The 16,308-nt window shown below is 65.5% G+C and carries 15 protein-coding genes; 3 read left to right on the top strand and 12 right to left on the bottom strand.

All coding sequences use genetic code 11. The features are described 5' to 3' along the window. Positions 1 to 20 precede the first annotated feature (20 nt). From ACFWIX_RS00915 to ACFWIX_RS00870, 10 genes are all read right to left on the bottom strand, one after another. The gene (locus ACFWIX_RS00915; protein WP_377214231.1) at positions 21 to 2,039 is read right to left on the bottom strand and encodes an ABC transporter ATP-binding protein; all 2,019 of its coding nucleotides are present in this window, start codon (positions 2,037 to 2,039) and stop codon (positions 21 to 23) included. Beyond that, the gene (locus ACFWIX_RS00910) at positions 2,036 to 3,769 is read right to left on the bottom strand and encodes an ABC transporter ATP-binding protein (RefSeq protein ID WP_377214230.1); all 1,734 of its coding nucleotides are present in this window, start codon (positions 3,767 to 3,769) and stop codon (positions 2,036 to 2,038) included. Before ACFWIX_RS00910 ends, ACFWIX_RS00915 begins: the two co-directional genes overlap by 4 nt. 108 nt (positions 3,770 to 3,877) lie before the next feature. Then, complete coding sequence (locus ACFWIX_RS00905) at positions 3,878 to 4,867, bottom strand: cyclase family protein (RefSeq protein ID WP_377214229.1); 990 nt, start codon at positions 4,865 to 4,867, stop codon at positions 3,878 to 3,880. Then, positions 4,864 to 5,121, bottom strand: coding sequence for a hypothetical protein (locus tag ACFWIX_RS00900; RefSeq protein WP_377214228.1), 258 nt, complete (start codon positions 5,119 to 5,121; stop codon positions 4,864 to 4,866). The genes ACFWIX_RS00905 and ACFWIX_RS00900 overlap by 4 nt, the downstream gene beginning before the upstream one ends. Positions 5,122 to 5,131: 10 nt before the next feature. After that, entirely contained in the window at positions 5,132 to 6,469 is a 1,338-nt protein-coding gene (locus ACFWIX_RS00895) for a TRAP transporter large permease subunit (RefSeq protein ID WP_377214227.1), read from the bottom strand. Positions 6,470 to 6,552: 83 nt separating this feature from the next. After that, positions 6,553 to 7,335: a DUF1932 domain-containing protein gene (locus ACFWIX_RS00890; protein WP_377214226.1), complete on the bottom strand. Its 783-nt coding sequence runs from the start codon at positions 7,333 to 7,335 to the stop codon at positions 6,553 to 6,555. Positions 7,336 to 7,355: 20 nt separating this feature from the next. Continuing rightward, the gene (locus tag ACFWIX_RS00885; protein ID WP_377214225.1) at positions 7,356 to 7,985 is read right to left on the bottom strand and encodes a methyltransferase; all 630 of its coding nucleotides are present in this window, start codon (positions 7,983 to 7,985) and stop codon (positions 7,356 to 7,358) included. A gap of 36 nt (positions 7,986 to 8,021) precedes the next feature. Continuing rightward, entirely contained in the window at positions 8,022 to 9,029 is a 1,008-nt protein-coding gene (locus ACFWIX_RS00880) for a tripartite tricarboxylate transporter substrate binding protein (protein ID WP_377214224.1), read from the bottom strand. 67 nt (positions 9,030 to 9,096) lie between these two features. Continuing rightward, complete coding sequence (locus ACFWIX_RS00875) at positions 9,097 to 10,599, bottom strand: tripartite tricarboxylate transporter permease (protein WP_377214223.1); 1,503 nt, start codon at positions 10,597 to 10,599, stop codon at positions 9,097 to 9,099. Between the two features lie 2 nt (positions 10,600 to 10,601). After that, complete coding sequence (locus ACFWIX_RS00870) at positions 10,602 to 11,105, bottom strand: tripartite tricarboxylate transporter TctB family protein (protein WP_377214222.1); 504 nt, start codon at positions 11,103 to 11,105, stop codon at positions 10,602 to 10,604. A gap of 117 nt (positions 11,106 to 11,222) precedes the next feature. On the opposite strand from ACFWIX_RS00870, the gene ACFWIX_RS00865 reads away from it, so the two are divergent. Together ACFWIX_RS00865 and katG are read left to right on the top strand one after the other, a co-directional pair. Next, entirely contained in the window at positions 11,223 to 12,026 is an 804-nt protein-coding gene (locus ACFWIX_RS00865) for an IclR family transcriptional regulator (RefSeq protein WP_377214221.1), read from the top strand. A 164-nt stretch (positions 12,027 to 12,190) separates the two neighbouring features. Further along, positions 12,191 to 14,485: a catalase/peroxidase HPI gene (katG, locus tag ACFWIX_RS00860; RefSeq protein WP_377214220.1), complete on the top strand. Its 2,295-nt coding sequence runs from the start codon at positions 12,191 to 12,193 to the stop codon at positions 14,483 to 14,485. An 88-nt stretch (positions 14,486 to 14,573) separates the two neighbouring features. On the opposite strand, the gene ACFWIX_RS00855 is transcribed toward katG, so the two are convergent. Next, entirely contained in the window at positions 14,574 to 14,762 is a 189-nt protein-coding gene (locus ACFWIX_RS00855) for a hypothetical protein (protein ID WP_377214219.1), read from the bottom strand. 170 nt (positions 14,763 to 14,932) lie between these two features. On the opposite strand from ACFWIX_RS00855, the gene ACFWIX_RS00850 reads away from it, so the two are divergent. Next, a complete protein-coding gene (locus ACFWIX_RS00850) occupies positions 14,933 to 15,409 on the top strand; it encodes a sensor histidine kinase (RefSeq protein ID WP_377214905.1) in 477 nt (158 codons plus the stop codon). Between the two features lie 102 nt (positions 15,410 to 15,511). On the opposite strand, the gene ACFWIX_RS00845 is transcribed toward ACFWIX_RS00850, so the two are convergent. Continuing rightward, positions 15,512 to 16,123 carry an NADPH-dependent FMN reductase gene (locus tag ACFWIX_RS00845; protein ID WP_377214218.1) on the bottom strand — a complete coding sequence of 204 codons (612 nt, stop codon included), beginning with the start codon at positions 16,121 to 16,123 and terminating at the stop codon, positions 15,512 to 15,514. Between the last annotated feature and the right edge of the window lie 185 nt (positions 16,124 to 16,308).

Below are 16,308 nucleotides of genomic sequence, written 5' to 3'. Positions count from 1 at the left end.
CGGCCTTAGGAGGCGATCCCCTAGACCTCCGCCGCAGGAGCCGCGAACTGCGCCTCATACAGCCTCGCATACGCCCCGCCTGCGGTCAGCAGCGAAGCATGCGTCCCCTGCTCGACGATTTGGCCGGCCTCCATCACCAGGATGAGGTCGGCGTCGCGGATCGTGGACAGGCGGTGCGCAATCACAAAGGAAGTCCGGTCACTCCGCAGCGCACTCATCGCCTTCTGCACCAGCACCTCGGTCCGGGTGTCCACTGACGATGTCGCCTCATCCAGGATCAGCACCGACGGCCGGGCCAGGAACGCCCGCGCGATAGTCAGCAGCTGCTTCTCCCCCGCGGACACATTCGCGCCCTCGTCATCCAGCACCGTGTCATACCCATCGGGCAGTGAGCGCACGAACCGGTCCACGTACGTCGCCCGGGCGGCTTCGAGGATCTCGTCCTCGGTAGCAGAAGGCCGCCCATACGCGATGTTGTCGCGGATGGTCCCGCCGAACAGCCACGTATCCTGCAGCACCATCCCCATCCGCGAGCGCAGCTCGCGCCGCGGCACCGAGGTGACGTCCACGCCGTCGAGCGTTATCCGCCCCGCGTCCAGCTCGTAGAACCGCATCATCAGGTTCACCAGTGTGGTCTTGCCCGCCCCGGTGGGCCCCACGATCGCCACCGTCTGGCCCGGCTCCGCCACCAGGGATAGCCCCGCAATCAGCGGCTTGTCCGGCGAGTACGAGAAGGACACGTCCTCGAACACCAGCCGCCCGCGCCCGAACACCGGCGAAGCAGAAGCGGGAGGCTCAACCGATTCCTCCTCTTCGTCCAGTAGCTCAAAGACCCGCTCGGCGGAGGCCACCCCGGACTGCAGGACGTTCGCCATGGATCCCAGCTGCGCCAGCGGCATGGTGAACTGCCGCGAGTACTGGATGAACGCCTGCACATCGCCCAGCTGCATCGCCCCGGACGCCACCTGCAGGCCGCCCACCACGGCGATCCCCACGTACACCAGGTTCCCGATGAACGTCATGGCCGGCATGATCAGCCCGGAGATGAACTGCGCCCCGAAACTGGCGGAATACAGCTCCGCGTTCTTCTGCCGGAACCGCTCCCCCACCTCCTGTTGCCGGCCGAACACCTTCACCAGCGCATGCCCGGTGTACGTCTCCTCGATCTGCCCGTTCAGCTCCCCCGTGTGCTTCCACTGCGCCACAAACAGCTTCTGCGAGCGCTTCGCGATCAGCGCCGTGATCCCCAGGGTCAGCGGAATGGTCACCAGCGCGATCAGCGCCAGCGTGGGCGAGAGGATCACCATCATCACCAGCACGCCCAGCACCGTCAGCACGGATGTGACCGCCTGGCTGATGGTCTGCTGCAGGCTCTGCGAGATGTTGTCCACGTCGTTCGTGACCCGGCTCAGCAGCTCGCCGCGCTGGATCGAGTCGAAGTACCGCAGCGGCAGCCGGTGGATCTTCACCTCGATCTCCCCGCGCAGCCCGAACACCGTCCGCTGCACCACCCCGTTCAGCACATACGCCTGCACCCACATGAACGCCGACGACAGCACATACAACACCAGCGCCCACGTCAGCACGCTGCCCAGCGCGGCAAAGTCGATCCCCTGCCCCGGCACCAGGTCCATCGCGGTGAGCATGTCCGCGCGCTGCCCCTCCCCGGATGCCCGCAGCTGCGCGACCACCTGCTCCTTGCTGGCCCCGGCCGGCAGCTCGCGGGAGACGACGCCGGCGAAGATCAGGTTGGTGCCCTCCCCCAGCAGCCGCGGCCCGATCACGGACAGCGCCACGCCGGCCACCGCCGTCACGAACACCAGCAGCAGCCATGCCCGCTCCGGCCGCAGCGTCCCCAGCAGCCGCTTGGCCGACGGCCAGAAGTTCATCGCCTTCTCCGCCGGGACGTTCATCCCCGCGAAGGGCCCGCCGCGTCCCGGTCCGCCTGCCGGACGCGGAATGCGTACGACGTCGGCGCCTCCGCTTGCGGAGGCGGGCGCGGCCTTGGTGCCGGGTGCCTGAGTGGGTTCCGGGCTCATACCGTCTCCTCCGCCGCCAGCTGGGAGGAGACGATCTCGCGGTACGTCTCGGACGTCTCCAGCAGCTCACTGTGCGTTCCGCGCCCAACGATCCTGCCGTCGTCGAGCACTAAGATCTGGTCCGCGTCCACGATGCTGGAGACGCGCTGGGCGATGATCACCAGCGTGGCGCCGGCGGTGCTGCGCTTGAGGGCCTGCCGGAGCCGGGCGTCGGTGCCGGTGTCCAGCGACGAGAACGAGTCATCGAAGATGTACAGCTCGGGCCGCTTCACCAGAGCCCGGGCGATGGCCAGCCGCTGCCGCTGCCCGCCGGAGACATTGGTGCCGCCCTGGCTGATGGGCGCGTCCAGGCCCCCGTCCATCCGCTCCACAAAGTCCCTGGCCTGGGCGATTTCCAGCGCCTCCCAGAGCTCGTCCTCGGTGGCGTCCGGTTTGCCGTAGAGCAGGTTGCTGCGGACGGTGCCGCTGAACAGGTAGGGACGCTGCGGGACCAGGCCGATGTGCCCCCAGAGCAGGTCCGGGTGCAGCTCGCGCACGTCCACGCCGTCGATCCGCACCGAGCCGGTGGTGGCGTCGAACAGCCGCGGCATGAGGTTCACCAGGGTGGTCTTGCCCGAGCCGGTGCTGCCGATGATCGCCGTCGTCTGCCCCGCTGCGGCGGTGAAGCTGATCCCGGCGAGGACCGGCAGGTCGGCACCCGGGTAGGCGAATCCGACGTCGCGCATTTCCAGCCCGCCGTTCCGCACCCTGGTGGTGACCGGGTGCTGCGGCGGGCGGACGCTTGACTCCGTGCGCAGCACCTCCCCGATCCGGTCGCCCGAGACGGCAGCGCGCGGGATCATCACGGCCATGAACGTGGCCATCATGACGGACATCAGGATCTGGATCAGGTAGCTGAGGAAGGCGATCAGGGTGCCCACCTGCATGGAGCCGTCCTGGATGCGGAACGCGCCGAACCAGATCACGGCCACGCTGGAGACGTTCAGGACCAGCATCACCACGGGGAACGCGAGCGCCATCAGCCGGCCCGCGCGCAGGGCGGTGTCCGTGACGTCCTCGTTGGCGGTGGCGAAGCGTGCGGTCTCGATGTCCTCACGGACGAAGGCGCGGACCACGCGGATGCCGGTGAGCTGTTCGCGGAGGACGCGGTTCACGGTATCGATCCGTTTCTGCATCTTCCGGAACAGCGGCACCATCCGGATGGTGATGAGGCCGACGGCGAGAAGCAGCACCGGGACGGCGACGGCGATCAGCCAGGACAGTTCCACGTCCTGCCGGATGGCCATGATCACGCCGCCGATGCTGAGCATGGGCGCGGTGACCAGCATGGTGGCGGACATGAGGACCAACTGCTGGACCTGCTGGACGTCGTTGGTGGACCGCGTGATGAGGCTGGGTGCGCCGAACTTGGTCACCTCCTGCTCGGAGAACTCCCCCACCCTTGTGAAGATGGCACTCCGGAGGTCCCGGCCCACGCCCATGGCGGCCTTCGCCGCGAAGTAGACGGCGATGATGGCGCAGGCGATCTGCAGCAGCGTGATCCCGAGCATCAGGGCGCCGAGGCTCAGGATGACCCTGGTATCGCCCTTGGCCACGCCTTCGTCGATGATGTCCGCGTTCAGGGTGGGCAGGTACAGCGACGCGATGGACTGTGCCAGCTGGAACACCACGACGACGGCCAGCAGCATGCGGTGCGGCCGCAGGTATTCAACAAGCAGTTTCCAGAGCAATGGGCGGCTCCTGGTCCTTGGATCACCGGGAGGTGATGCGAAGGTCAGTTTACGACCGAAGGCTGGGAACGGTCGTCGGTCACGACGATCAGTAGCGGTCGTCCCCGTTCATGTGATTGCGGTGGCGTTGGCCGGGGACCCCGTGCCTCCGGTGATGTTTAGCGGCTTGATGCTGATGAAGGCGTCCCATCTGCCGGTGCCCCTCATGTGGCGGGCCAGGGGGCCGAGTTTCCAAAGTTCACCCAGGGGCATGCCGAGTTTAGCGAGAAGTTGTTGGTGCATCATGCCGTCGTCGTTCGGTGCGGATTCCCGAAACGGACTGCCTTGGACGGCGGGGAGGCATTCGAACGCGAAGTTGTCCGCGGCGATGACGGCGAAGCGGTTGTCCCACGCCCAGCCGACGAAGCCCTGGGCCTGGGCGATGCCTGTCGCCTTCCGGCTGTCGCGGATCCGTTGCTTCTCGTCCGGCGCCAGGCCAAGGAACCATTCGCACCATCCTGTGTGGAGCATGAGGATATCGCCCGGCTGGAGCGTGAGGGACTGGGATGCCAGCGTTTGCTGGACCAGCTCCAGGCCGAGGGGTTCGCCGTCCGCATGGTTGATGGGTTCGCCGAGGCGGTCCCGGTATCCTGCCAGGTCCACGAGAATGCCGCGGCCGGCGATAGGGTGTTCTGCCCATTCCTGGACGCCGAGGTCCGGCGTTCCTTCAATGATCCGGTCATCCGGGGTGCCGTTGTAGAAGCCGGCGTCGTCCGCCCTGCGGTGCCGGAGCCCGTCAATCTGGGTGGATCCCTGGAGGTAGTACCCGTCCAGGTAGTCGTCCCGGTGGGCGGGGTGGGAGGAATAGATGGTGTGCCGGGGCGCCCTGCGTTTGAGGGACATGCCCGGATCGAAGGCATCTGCCGGGTAGTCCAGGCCGAACACGGTGCCGGTCCTGATGCAGTCCCTGGCGCGCATCACTGTGTCCGGCCCGATGAAGGACGGCGTCCCCCGGCCGGGTTCCGGGAAAAGTCCCCACGAGGTGCCCGCAAGTTTCCCTTCCCGCTGTTGGAGTTCGGCGTAGGTGGGGTAAGTTGTCCCGTCCCTGGTGTCCGTCATCGCGATGTTGCCGCTTCCTCCGCCGCCGTGTCCTGTTGTTGGTGTTTGTAGCTGAGCAGGAATCCCGCGACCGCGCACACTGAGGACGCGATGCAGATGGGTGTCTTGATGAACTCGTTGAAGAATTCAAGCCACTGGCCCTGCCCGGCGATCAGCGCGACAGCCTGCCCGGATACGAATACGACTCCGCCCAGGAGGAGCGCGGCCAGGGTCAGGATGAAGATGACCTCGATGATTCTTCGGATGTTGTGCATCTTGTTTCCTTTAGATCGGCAGGACGCCGAGGATGATCAGGACGCCGATGCCCAGCAGGGGCAGGGCGTAATGCGTGAGGAGCCGTGCAAAGGTCTTGAAGGGGTCTACGTCGGCGATACCGCATGCCACATACAGCGGGGCGCCTCCTGGCGGAACCGCGGCTTCGCAGGAGGAGAAGACCAGGACCGCCACTGCTGCGGTGGTTACCGGCACTCCCGCGGCCACGAGGGTGGCCACTCCTACGGTTCCGACGGCGGCCATGGTCGCCGTCGCAGAAAGAGGCGCGGCAACGGCAATGATGATCAGGCCGATCAGGACCGCCAAAATCCACAGGGGCAGGTTCATGCCGTTCAGCAGTGTGGTCATTTGTTTGGGCAGGCCGGTGGCGGCGAGGGCGTTGGCTCCGGCGAAGGCGAACAGGACAGTGATGCCCACGATCCCGAAACGCGGTGCGGAATGCCGCAGCAACTCCCACCAGGCACGGCCGGCCCTGGGGAGCGTCTTTCTGCCAACGAGCGCTCCGGTGATGATCAGGACTACCGGGATCCAGACGATGACACTGACAGCTTTAGTAACGTCTTCGCCGGTCCAGTCCGACAGTGCAGCAGCAATAGCGCCGGAGGTGATGACCAGCGGGATCGCTACGACGACAAACAGGAGCATGGTCGCCCAGCCCCTGCCGAACGCCGCCCGCACGGGCAACCGGTGGGCAGCGTCCAGCGGGGTCATGCCGCTTTTGCGGACCAACAGCCAAGTAACAATCAGCCGGTGCAGGAAGCACCACAGACCACCGAACAGCAGGGGCAGGACGAGCGCGTTGATGTCCAGCAGCGGACCGACGGTGGCGGAGCCGACAAGAACGAACATCGAGGCGCTGAAAGGGAACGTGATTCCCATGCCCGCATTGCCGGCTACCAGGGTGGCTGCGGAAGGCTTGTCGAGTTTGGATTTTTCCATCCAGGGGATGGTGACGGACCCAACCGTCGCGGCGATCGCGGCCTGGTTGTGGACTACCCCGCCGAGACCTGCCGACGCCACGGTTGAGACCCAGGCGGGTCCGCCTTTGACTCCGCCGATCAGGGAATTCAGCAGATCAATGAGTCTGTCCAGCACACCGGCCTTGTCCAGCAGGTATCCCATAAAGACGAAAGCCATGGTCGCATAAACGATTTCATCGGTGATGGCCGCGGACAGTGCTGCCCACCCGACCTGTCCCGCTGCGGCACCGGTAAAGGGGAGCACTGTCAGGAACCCGAGGATCATGGCCTCCCCAACGCTGCGCTTGATCACAGTCGTCCACAGCAGGATAACCGCCAGATAGGCTCCCAGTGCCCAGATGCCGATCATTGCCCTGCTCCTGACGTTGTAAAGCCGATTCCCGCGCGGTTGGCAGAAACTTCTGACTTCATTGATTCTTTCCGACCCAGGGGTCAGCGCAAGACCGGCGCCGATTCCGCCGCGGCAAGGCGGGCATGGACGGCGGCAGATGCGGCCGTCATTTCCACCGGTACGCCGAGCTCGGAAAGGTAGTTCGCGGTTTCCTGCATTTCCTTGGAGCGGCGCAGGGCATGCTTGGCGGTACCGGTGAGGAACCTGTCGATGACTGCCTGTCCATCGCCGGCGAGCTGCTTTGCGATCTGGCCCCGGATCCAGTCCTCGAGTCCTGCGGCTTTGCCGGCGGTGACGGCTTCGACGACCACTGCTGCCAGGCCTTTCATCAGGACGCTGCGAAGGAGCTTGTGGGCCATGGCAGCGCCGGGTTCCCCTTCGGCGATTGCGACTTCCACGCCCAGCGGGCGCAGCAGGTCCGCGACAGCCTGCGCCCCGGGACCCGAGACCATGAGCGGTGTTTTTTCGCCCAGCGCCGCTACCGGTCCGAGGATAGCGACGTCGGCGAAGTCCGCCTTGCTGGGAAGCTGGCCCAGTTCTCGCATGACCTCCGGGGAAGATGAAGTGAAGTCCGCGTAGCAGCTACCGGCCGAGAGGACGGGCAGGCACTCCTGGGCTACGCTTCGGGCAGCGGCCGCCCCCGTCATCACGAGGACGAGATCGGCTCCCCCGCAGGCTTCGGCGGCCGTCGCGGCGCGGGTGACCCCGGCCGGAGTGGTCGGGGCTACAGGATCAAACCCGGTGACTTTGTGGCCGGCGGCGGTGAGGGCGGCGGCGTAGGTTGCTCCGGCTTCGCCGAGGCCAATGACGGTGCATGCTGTCATGATTCTTGGATCTTTCTTGCTTAGCCGCGGGCCGCGACAATGGTTTGGCGGCGGTTGGTTTCGTCTTCGAAAACGGTCTCGGCCGCTTCGGCGACTGCGGCGGCCTGTGCGCGGGGAATGACGACGACACCGTCGGAGTCGCCGATGATGACGTCGCCCGGCAGGACAGGAACGCCGCCGAAGGCGATGGGTATTCCGAGGCGCGAGGGGCCGTTCTTGTAGGGACCGGCAGGTGTGGTTGCCCGGGCGAAGACCGGCATCCCAATTTCGGCCAGGGCCTCGGCATCGCGGGCGGCCCCGTCAAGGGCGAAGCCGGCGATGCCGAGGTTGATGGCGCGTTCACCGATGAGCTCCCCCAGAAGAGCCCTTGACTCATCTGCGCCGCCGGCCACGACGATGACGTCGCCGGGGCGGGCCAACCCCAGAGCCTGGTGGATGCCCTGGTTGTCGCCCGGGCGGGTCCAGACGGTGAAGGCCGGTCCGGCGAGGCGGGCACCTGGCCAGATCGCCTGAATCGCAGAGTGGGCTACGCCGAGCCGGTCCATGGCATCACCGATGTTGGCGGCCGGAAGCTTGGCGAGCCGTGCTACAACGTCCCTGTCGGGGCGGGGGAAGTCAGCGACGGTGGTGTCGAGGGCTGGGGTTGTCATGAGGGTTTCTTTCGGTGGGACGGGCGTGGAGGAGGGTCAGTCTTTCTTTTGGACCAGCGGGAGAACCTTCTTGAAGTCCTCTTCCTGTGCGGCCCAGAACTGCTCGTAGTCGTCACCGTTGAGGTAGCTGGTCTGCAGGCCCAAGTCCTCCATCTTCTGGACGACGGCCGGGTCTTCGATGGCCTTCTGGATGGCTGCTTCGAGCTTTGTGGCGACGGCGTCGGGCAGGCCGGCCGGGGCGGAGTAACCGCGGGCCGTTCCTGCCACCAGGTCGTAGCCTGATTCCTTGAACGTGGGTACGTCCGGCAGGGAGGGTGCGCGCTCTTCAGACATGACCCCCAGGACGCGTGCTTTGCCCTGCTTGGTCAGGTCAGTCACATCGCTGACATTGGCTACCAGGATGTCCACGTGCCTGCCCAGGAACGCGGTGGTGGCCTGGGACGCGCCTTCAGAGAAGTGGACCGGGGCGAACTGGGAGCCCGTCGCTTCCTGGATCTGGGTCATGGCGAAGTGCTCGCCGGTCTGCAGGCCAGTGGTGGAGGCGGTCATGGACTTTGGTTTTGCCTTGGCCGCGTCCAGGAGGTCTTTCAGCGTCTGGTACGGGCTGTCCGGCTGGACGGCGATGACGGTGGGGTCAATGACCTGCCGGCCGAGGGGCTGGAAGCTGGCCCGGGTGTATTTGGCTCCGCGTGCAGGATCCAGGGGTGAGACGACAACGGAGGGGGAACCGGTTGCGCCGATGGTGTAGCCATCGGGTTTGGCGCTGGTCAGCTGGGTGTAGCCGATCTGCCCGCCGGCACCGGGCTTGTTGATGACCTCGACGTTGGTGCCGAGTTCCTTCTCCAATACCGGCTGGATCAGCCTGGCGGCTGTGTCGACTGCTCCGCCGGAGGAGAACGCGACGATGATTTCGATGGACTTTCCCTTCTTCGGGAAGTCGTCGGCGGCGGCGGCGTTCGGGGAGCCGGCGTTGGCACCGCAGCCGGTGACGGCGATGAGGGTTGCTGCCGCGAACGCAGCGGCGAGACGGGGGCGGATGGTCATGGTACTTCTCCTTTGAAGGGTGTGTATTTCGTGTTTGTTTGAGGAAATGAGGCGGTGAGGGGGTGGTTTAGGTTTCGGGGTCTTCGTTCAGCGCCTTGGGTTTGCGGAGTTTGAGCAGCGGGCTGAAGACGATGAGGAGTCCGAGTCCGATGAGGACTGCGGAGATGGGGCGGTTGACGAAGATGCCGAAGTCACCCTGGGAAATCTCGAGCGATTCCCGCAGTGAACGTTCCATGAGGGGTCCGAGGACCAACGTGAGCACCATCGGGGCGAGGGGGATGTCCAGGTGTCGCAGTGCGAGTCCGAGAAGTCCGAAGCCGATCATGACGAAGACGTCAAAGACACTGAAGTTGATCGTGTAGGCGCCGATGACCATGAAGAGCAGGATCAGGGCGGTCAGGATTGAATACGGTACCCGGAGGATGGAGGTCCACAGCCCGACCAACGGCACATTCAGCACCAGCAGCATCAAGTTTCCGATGAACAGGCTGGCAATGATCGCCCACGCGATTTCCGAGTTTTCCGTGAACAGGGTCGGGCCTGGGGTCAGGCCCTGCTGGAGGAAGGCTCCCATCAGGACAGCGATCGTGGGGGAAGCCGGGATGCCGAGGGTGAATAAAGGGATCAGTGCAGCGTTCGCGTGGGAGTTGTTGGCCGTTTCGGGAGCCGCAACGCCCTCGATGGCGCCCTTGCCGAGTTCATTACGGTGCCGGGAAAACTTCTTCTCGGCGCCGTAAGCCAAGAGCGATGAAACAGAACCGGTCATGCCGGGTATGAGGCCCAAGCCGAAGCCGATGCCGGTACCGCGGGCCATGGCTGGCGCGCTCCGGCGCCATTCCCCGCCCGTGGGCATGAGCGAACGAAGGTTCGGGGCGTGGACTGTGGGCGTCTGGGTCCCTTTTCGATAGGACAGCAATTCCGAGAGTCCGAAGACACCAACGATCACGGCGACGAAGCTGACACCGTCCAGGAGCCGGTCCATTCCGAAGGTGAAACGCGGGGCGCCGGCAACGGGGTCAATGCCGACCATGGCAATCAGCAGTCCCAAGGCGCCGGAGATGACGGCCTTGACCATGGATTTTCCGGCCAGGGCGACGAGCAGGGATATGCCTACCACCATCAGGGCGAAGAATTCCGGTGGTCCGACGAGCAGACCCAGTTCGCCAAGCGGCTTGGCCGCGGCGACCAGCCCGATCGTCGCTATGGTTCCCCCCACAAAGGACCCGACGGCGGCGATGGTCAATGCCGCACCTGCTTTGCCCAGTTTCGTCATGGCGTAGCCGTCGATGGTGGTGATGGCCGAGGCCGCTTCACCGGGAGTGTTCAGCAGGACGCTGGTGATCGTTCCCCCATAGGCGGTGCCGTAGAAGATGGCACACAGCATGATGATCGCGCCGGTCGCGTCCAGGTTCAGTGTCAGGGGTATCAGCAGAGCAACACCGGCGACCGGACCGATGCCGGGCAGAACGCCGATGATGGTGCCCAGCAGGCAGCCAAGGAAGGCGAACAGGAGGTTCTGCCACGTCATGGCGGCGGCGAAGCCGCCAAGCAGTTCGTTGAAAATATCCACGTCTAGAATCCGATCGTGTTCAGCAGGGGGAAGGCAGAGACCGGCAGCGAAACGTTCAGGCCATAGTTGAAGGCGTAGAACGCGCCGACGCTTCCGGCCAGGGCGATGATCAACGAGGAGACCCACGACCTGCCGCTGCGCAGCTTCAGGTGGAACATCAGAAACAGGAACATGCTCAGCTGGAACCCCAGCAGGTCCATCGCAGCGGCGAGGATCGCCAGGCTCACGACAACGGCGACCACCAGTCCCCGGTCCATTCCTTCTGCTGTATCACTGGGGCGGCGAAACTCCTGGATCAGCCAGATGACCGCCATCGCGGCAAGCACGGCGCCCATGGCAAAGGGAAACAATCCCGGCCCCGGCCCGAGGGAAGTCCACAGGCCCAGGCCGACAGAGCTGATTAGGACGTAAATCCCGACGGCCGTGAAAGCGCCGATGCCCACCAGGACGGAGGGTGCAACGCGGGCGGCGGGCTGGGTCTTCGTCATCACTGACTCCGTTGTCATGAGTTCCTTCTTAGTTCGACTAGCTCTTTCATAGAATGGAAGAGCATTACATGCATAGAAATAGTGACACCAGACACAGGGGCTGTCAAGCGCAAGAGAATTACATAGAATGAAACAATGACGACGGCAGCCCGCACGGGTTCAATGGCATCGGCGGAAGAAACGCCCAAGGCCTCCAACATGCGCTCCCTGTCCAGGGCCCTGGAGGTCTACGCTGAACTCCAGCGAGCGGAGCGGCCCCAGCGGCTGAGCGATTTGGCCAGGGCATGCGGCATGAGCCTGCCGACCACCCTGAGGATCCTTCGGGTCCTTCAGGACTTCGGCATGGTCAGCCAGACGGACAAGTCCTACCGGATTGGCCCCGCTGTTCTCCCGGCCGCCAGGAGCTACCTGGAAAACGATCCCCTCGTCGTCTCCTCCCGCCCCATCCTGCAACAGCTGGCCACCCAGACCGGACTCACGGCCTCCCTGTACACCCGCCTCGGCTACGAACGAATCCTGGTGGCCCGCGTGGACGGCGACGCGCCCCTTCGTTACGACCTTCCTCTAGGTAAGCGGTTGCCCCTCACGCTCGGCGCAGCCGGTAAGATCCTGCTCGCATCCGCCTCCGAGGAAGAGCTTCAGCAGGTAGTGGCTGCGGCAATCGCCGCCGGGCACGAAGATGAGTCATTTACCCTCGAGGCCTTGCAGGCGCGCATGCCCGAAGCCGGCACGGACTACGCCTGCTCGGCCGATGAGCGCGCGAACGGGGTGCGGTCCGTTGCCGTGGCCCTCACCAATAGAACTGGCCTGCCCAGCGAGTCCATCTCGCTGACCAGCCCCGTGGAGGCTGCAACCGAAGAGACCCTCATGGCCGGTGTCCCGGAACTGAGGCGCGCCGCCCGCAGCTTGTCCGCACTGCTCGAAGGCTCCGTCTACTAGCATGCTGCGCCAGCTGGGTGTGTGGCGCAGGCCGCAGCTGTTCAAAGCTGAGCAGCGCTGATCTCCATCCACCCTGCTACGACACCCCCGTCCATGTTCAAATGGGAGGGTTGAACCGGCCGCCCGAGTCCGCGTCACGGCCTCGGCCACTTGGAAGGAACCACATGACCGATCGCCCGGAACACCCTCCGGTCCCCGCCCCCGGAAGCGCCCAAGGCCTGGACAGCAAGGCCAGCGGCGGCTGCCCGGTGGACCACGGCAGCGTGACCTCGCACGGCAGCGAGAGCGAAAACCCGGCCATTGATTCGCCGCAGCCCAAGGCGCACCGGCCGCGGACCATCGCGGACTGGTGGCCCAACCAGCTGGACCTTTCCGTGCTCCACGCGCACAGCCCGAAGGGCAACCCGCTGGGCGCGGGCTACAGCTACCGGGAAGAATTCCAGAAGCTCGACCTTGACGCCCTGAAGCAGGACATCACGGACGTCCTCACCACGTCCCAGGACTGGTGGCCGGCAGACTTCGGCCACTACGGCGGCCTGATGATCCGCCTGAGCTGGCACGCCGCCGGCACCTACCGCGTCCACGACGGCCGCGGCGGCGCCGGGGACGGCAGCCAGCGGTTCGCGCCGCTGAACAGCTGGCCGGACAACGCCAACCTGGACAAGGCCCGGCGCCTGCTGTGGCCCGTCAAGCAGAAGTACGGCCAGAAACTTTCCTGGGCTGACCTTCTGGTCCTCGCCGGAAACGTCGCCCTCGAATCGATGGGCTTCAAGACCTTTGGCTTCGCCTTCGGCCGCGAGGACGTCTGGGAGCCCGAAGAGATCTTCTGGGGCCCGGAGGACACCTGGCTCGGCGACGAACGCTACGTTGCCGAGGGCCAGATGGCCGAAGACGTCGGAGCCACCGAGATGGGCCTGATCTACGTCAACCCCGAAGGCCCTGCCGGCAACCCGGATCCCAAGCTCGCCGCAGCGTTCATCCGCGAGACGTTCAAGCGGATGGCCATGAACGACGAAGAGACCTTCGCGCTCATCGCCGGCGGCCACACCTTCGGCAAGACCCACGGCGCCGGTGATGCCGACGCGCACGTGGGACCCGAGCCTGAGGGCGCGGACCTTGAAAACCAGGGCCTCGGCTGGCTCAGCACCTACGGCAGCGGCAAGGGCGCGGACACCATCACCTCCGGCCTCGAAGTCACCTGGACCGACAAGCCGACCCAGTGGAGCAACCGCTTCCTGGAGATCCTGTTCGAGTACGAATGGGAGCTGGTCAAGAGCCCCGCCGGCGCGCACCAGTGGGTTGCCAAGGACGGCCCGGAGATCATCCCGGACGCCCACGACCCCAAGAAGAAGCACCGGCCCACCATGCTCACTACGGACCTGTCGCTGCGCTTCGACCCGGCCTACGAGGCCATCGGACGCCGCTTCCTGGCCAACCCGGATGAGTTCCAGCTCGCCTTCGCCAAGGCCTGGTACAAGCTGCTGCACCGCGACATGGGTCCGGTCGGCCCGCACATGCTGGGGCCGTGGGTCCCCGAAGCGCAGCTCTGGCAGGACCCCGTTCCCGCTGTGGACCACGAGCTGGTCAACGACCAGGACATCGCGTCGCTCAAGGGCCAGCTCCTGAATTCAGGCCTTTCCCTCTCGCAGCTGGCCACCACCGCCTGGGCTGCCGCTTCCACCTTCCGGAAGACGGACCGCCGCGGCGGCGCAAACGGCGCCCGGATCCGGCTGGAACCCCAGCGCAGTTGGGAGGTCAACGAACCTGAGCAGCTTTCGACGGCGTTGGCAGCCCTGGAGCGCGTGCAGCAGGAGTTCAACTCCGCCCAGGCCGGCGGCAAGAAGGTCTCGCTGGCGGACCTGATCGTCCTCGGCGGCTGCGCCGCCGTCGAAAAGGCAGCGGCCGACGCCGGGTTCCCCGTCACCGTGCCGTTCCGCCCGGGACGCACGGACGCCGCCCAGGACCAGACCGACGTCGAGCAGTTCCAGTACCTGAAGCCGCGGGCGGACGGGTTCCGAAACTACGTGCGCGCCGGCGAGAAGCTCCGCCCGGAGACCCTCCTGCTGGACAAGGCGTACATGCTGGACCTGTCCGCGCCGGAAATGACGGCCCTGGTGGGCGGCATGCGTGCGCTGGGCACCAACATCGGCGGGTCCGGCCACGGCGTGCTGACGGACCGGCCGCAGGTCCTGACGAACGACTTCTTTGTCAACCTGCTCTCGCCCGGCACCAAGTGGAAGGCCTCCGAGTTTGAGGAGAACGTCTACGAGATCACGGACGTGTCCACCGGCGAGCTGAAGTGGACCGCTACCCCGGTGGACCTGGTGTTCGGCTCAAACTCGCAGCTGCGGGCCCTCGCCGAGGTCTACGCGGGCGATGACGCCAAGGAGAAGTTCGTCAACGACTTCGTGGCCGCCTGGACGAAGGTCATGGAGCTGGACCGCTTCGACCTGCGCTAACCCCCACTGCACCGCAACGCGGGGTCACTCCCGGCCCGATAACCACCCGGGCCGGGAGCGACCCCGCGTTGCTGTGTTCCGGTAAGTGTCAGTCCGTTTCCGGCTTTTCCAATCCGTGCGGGACCTCCTCCGGCTCGAACGTGTTCCTGGTGTCGTCCGCTCCGACACCCACGCCGTCCGCCCCGGCAGGGATCCCGCCGTCGTTCTTCTCACCGGTGGTGGCCGTGATGTCCTGCGACTCGCCTTCGGGCAGAGAATCCGGGGATTCGATGGTCATGGTTCCTCCTTCAATGGATGGGGCATCCACGCTAACAGCCGCGCGCCGGAAAAGCTCCGGACCGTGTCGCGAAAATTTGATGGGATCTTGAGGGGATCCTTGCGTCCCTTTGCACTTCAGGGTCCACTCTGGTGCCATCAGACAAACCAGCCAATGGGGAGCAGGAAGTCATGGGGATCGCGGCAGGTTTCGAGGCAGCAGTGAGCACCGTAGGGGGCGTGCTCACCGACCCCTATCCGCCCGATTTCCGCACCTTGGGACTGGCCGGCTGCATCGACCGCCTGGCCACGCCCCTCCGGGAACAAGGAACCGCGGTCCGCTGGGATACTCCGCACTGGGGCATCGAGATTCCGGCGGACTGCGCGTTCCTCCTCTACCAGTCGGCCCGTGAGGCCCTTAGCAACACTTACAAGTACGCGCACGCAGCACACGTGACCGTGCGGCTCGCCGCTGTGGACCACGGCATCCGCCTGGTGGTGTCCGACGACGGCACGGGGTTTGACAGCCAGCTCGCCGTGAGCGGGCGGCACCACGGGTACGGGCTGCGGCTGATGTCCGTAGCCGTCCGGTCCGCCGGCGGCACGGTGTCCGTCACCAGCAGCCCGGGCAGCGGCGCGCAGGTGAGCGTGACGCTTCCGCTGGACTAAACGGCTGGACTCAGCGGTCAGGTTTAGAGACTCGGATGCCCGCCTCAACGGCGCGGCGGGCATCCGTAGATAGTGCGGGCGGGGCCGTTCCCGGCAAGGCGCCTATCGCGTGAGCTTGGCGGAATCCGCCTGCTGGTCGCCGATATGGCCCGGTGCGTTGGCGGCTAGGACGCGGGCAACGAAAGCCTCGTACTCCTCCATGTAGTGGCGCAGGAAGCTGGCGGTCCCCTCATTGGTGATTTCTCCGTCGTCCGCGAAAACTGCCGCGTCGAAGTGGACGTAGGCCTCCGGGGAATTCAACTGCGGCGCGTCCAGGAAGCTCAGCACGCTGCGCATGGAGGACTGCATCACGGCGGTGCCTATGCTGCCGGGCGAGGCGCCAATAATGCCGGTGGGCTTGCGGGCGAAGGAGTTGCTACCCCAGGGCCGCGAGCCCCAGTCAATGGCGTTCTTCAGCGCGCCCGGGACGGAGCGGTTGTACTCCGGCGAGATGAACAGGATGCCGTCCGAGGCCTCGATGGCCTCCTTCAGCGCGGTGCCTTCGGCGGGGAAGTCCGCGTCATAGTCGGGGCTGTACAGCGGGAGATCTTTGATGGGGATCTCAGTGAATTCGAGGTTGTCCGGAGCGAGTTTGATCAGTGCCTTGGAAAGGATCCGGTTGATGGAGTTGCTGGCCAGGCTGCCTACGAAATAGCCGATCTTGTACGGTGCCATTTGGTTTCCTTCCACTGCGCCGGCACGCCGGCTGAGCATGTTGACTGGAAAAGGTGCCGCCGGCGGACGGCGGCTGATGCACTGGACTCCCAGTCCAGCACAGAACCTCCAACCCGACCAGAGGCCCTCTGGAATCCATCGCATGCTGCAGGTATGGTAAGCATACTGACGAATTTTCCAATGTT

The sequence above is a fragment of the Pseudarthrobacter sp. NPDC058362 genome (assembly GCF_042723515.1).
Taxonomy (GTDB): Bacteria; Actinomycetota; Actinomycetes; order Actinomycetales; family Micrococcaceae; genus Arthrobacter.
This window is presented reverse-complemented; position numbering and strand designations above follow the sequence as displayed.

Excerpts from the sequence above, each read along its gene's own strand:
- ACFWIX_RS00880 (WP_377214224.1), bottom strand. The coding sequence starts at position 9,029 with ATGACCATCCGCCCCCGTCTCGCCGCTGCGTTCGCGGCAGCAACCCTC.
- ACFWIX_RS00885 (WP_377214225.1), bottom strand. The coding sequence starts at position 7,985 with ATGACAACCCCAGCCCTCGACACCACCGTCGCTGACTTCCCCCGCCCC.
- ACFWIX_RS00855 (WP_377214219.1), bottom strand. The coding sequence starts at position 14,762 with ATGACCATCGAATCCCCGGATTCTCTGCCCGAAGGCGAGTCGCAGGAC.
- ACFWIX_RS00900 (WP_377214228.1), bottom strand. The coding sequence starts at position 5,121 with ATGCACAACATCCGAAGAATCATCGAGGTCATCTTCATCCTGACCCTG.
- ACFWIX_RS00845 (WP_377214218.1), bottom strand. The coding sequence starts at position 16,123 with ATGGCACCGTACAAGATCGGCTATTTCGTAGGCAGCCTGGCCAGCAAC.
- ACFWIX_RS00895 (WP_377214227.1), bottom strand. The coding sequence starts at position 6,469 with ATGATCGGCATCTGGGCACTGGGAGCCTATCTGGCGGTTATCCTGCTG.
- ACFWIX_RS00905 (WP_377214229.1), bottom strand. The coding sequence starts at position 4,867 with ATGACGGACACCAGGGACGGGACAACTTACCCCACCTACGCCGAACTC.
- ACFWIX_RS00865 (WP_377214221.1), top strand. The coding sequence starts at position 11,223 with ATGACGACGGCAGCCCGCACGGGTTCAATGGCATCGGCGGAAGAAACG.
- ACFWIX_RS00850 (WP_377214905.1), top strand. The coding sequence starts at position 14,933 with ATGGGGATCGCGGCAGGTTTCGAGGCAGCAGTGAGCACCGTAGGGGGC.
- ACFWIX_RS00890 (WP_377214226.1), bottom strand. The coding sequence starts at position 7,335 with ATGACAGCATGCACCGTCATTGGCCTCGGCGAAGCCGGAGCAACCTAC.
- katG (WP_377214220.1), top strand. The coding sequence starts at position 12,191 with ATGACCGATCGCCCGGAACACCCTCCGGTCCCCGCCCCCGGAAGCGCC.
- ACFWIX_RS00870 (WP_377214222.1), bottom strand. The coding sequence starts at position 11,105 with ATGACAACGGAGTCAGTGATGACGAAGACCCAGCCCGCCGCCCGCGTT.
- ACFWIX_RS00915 (WP_377214231.1), bottom strand. The coding sequence starts at position 2,039 with ATGAGCCCGGAACCCACTCAGGCACCCGGCACCAAGGCCGCGCCCGCC.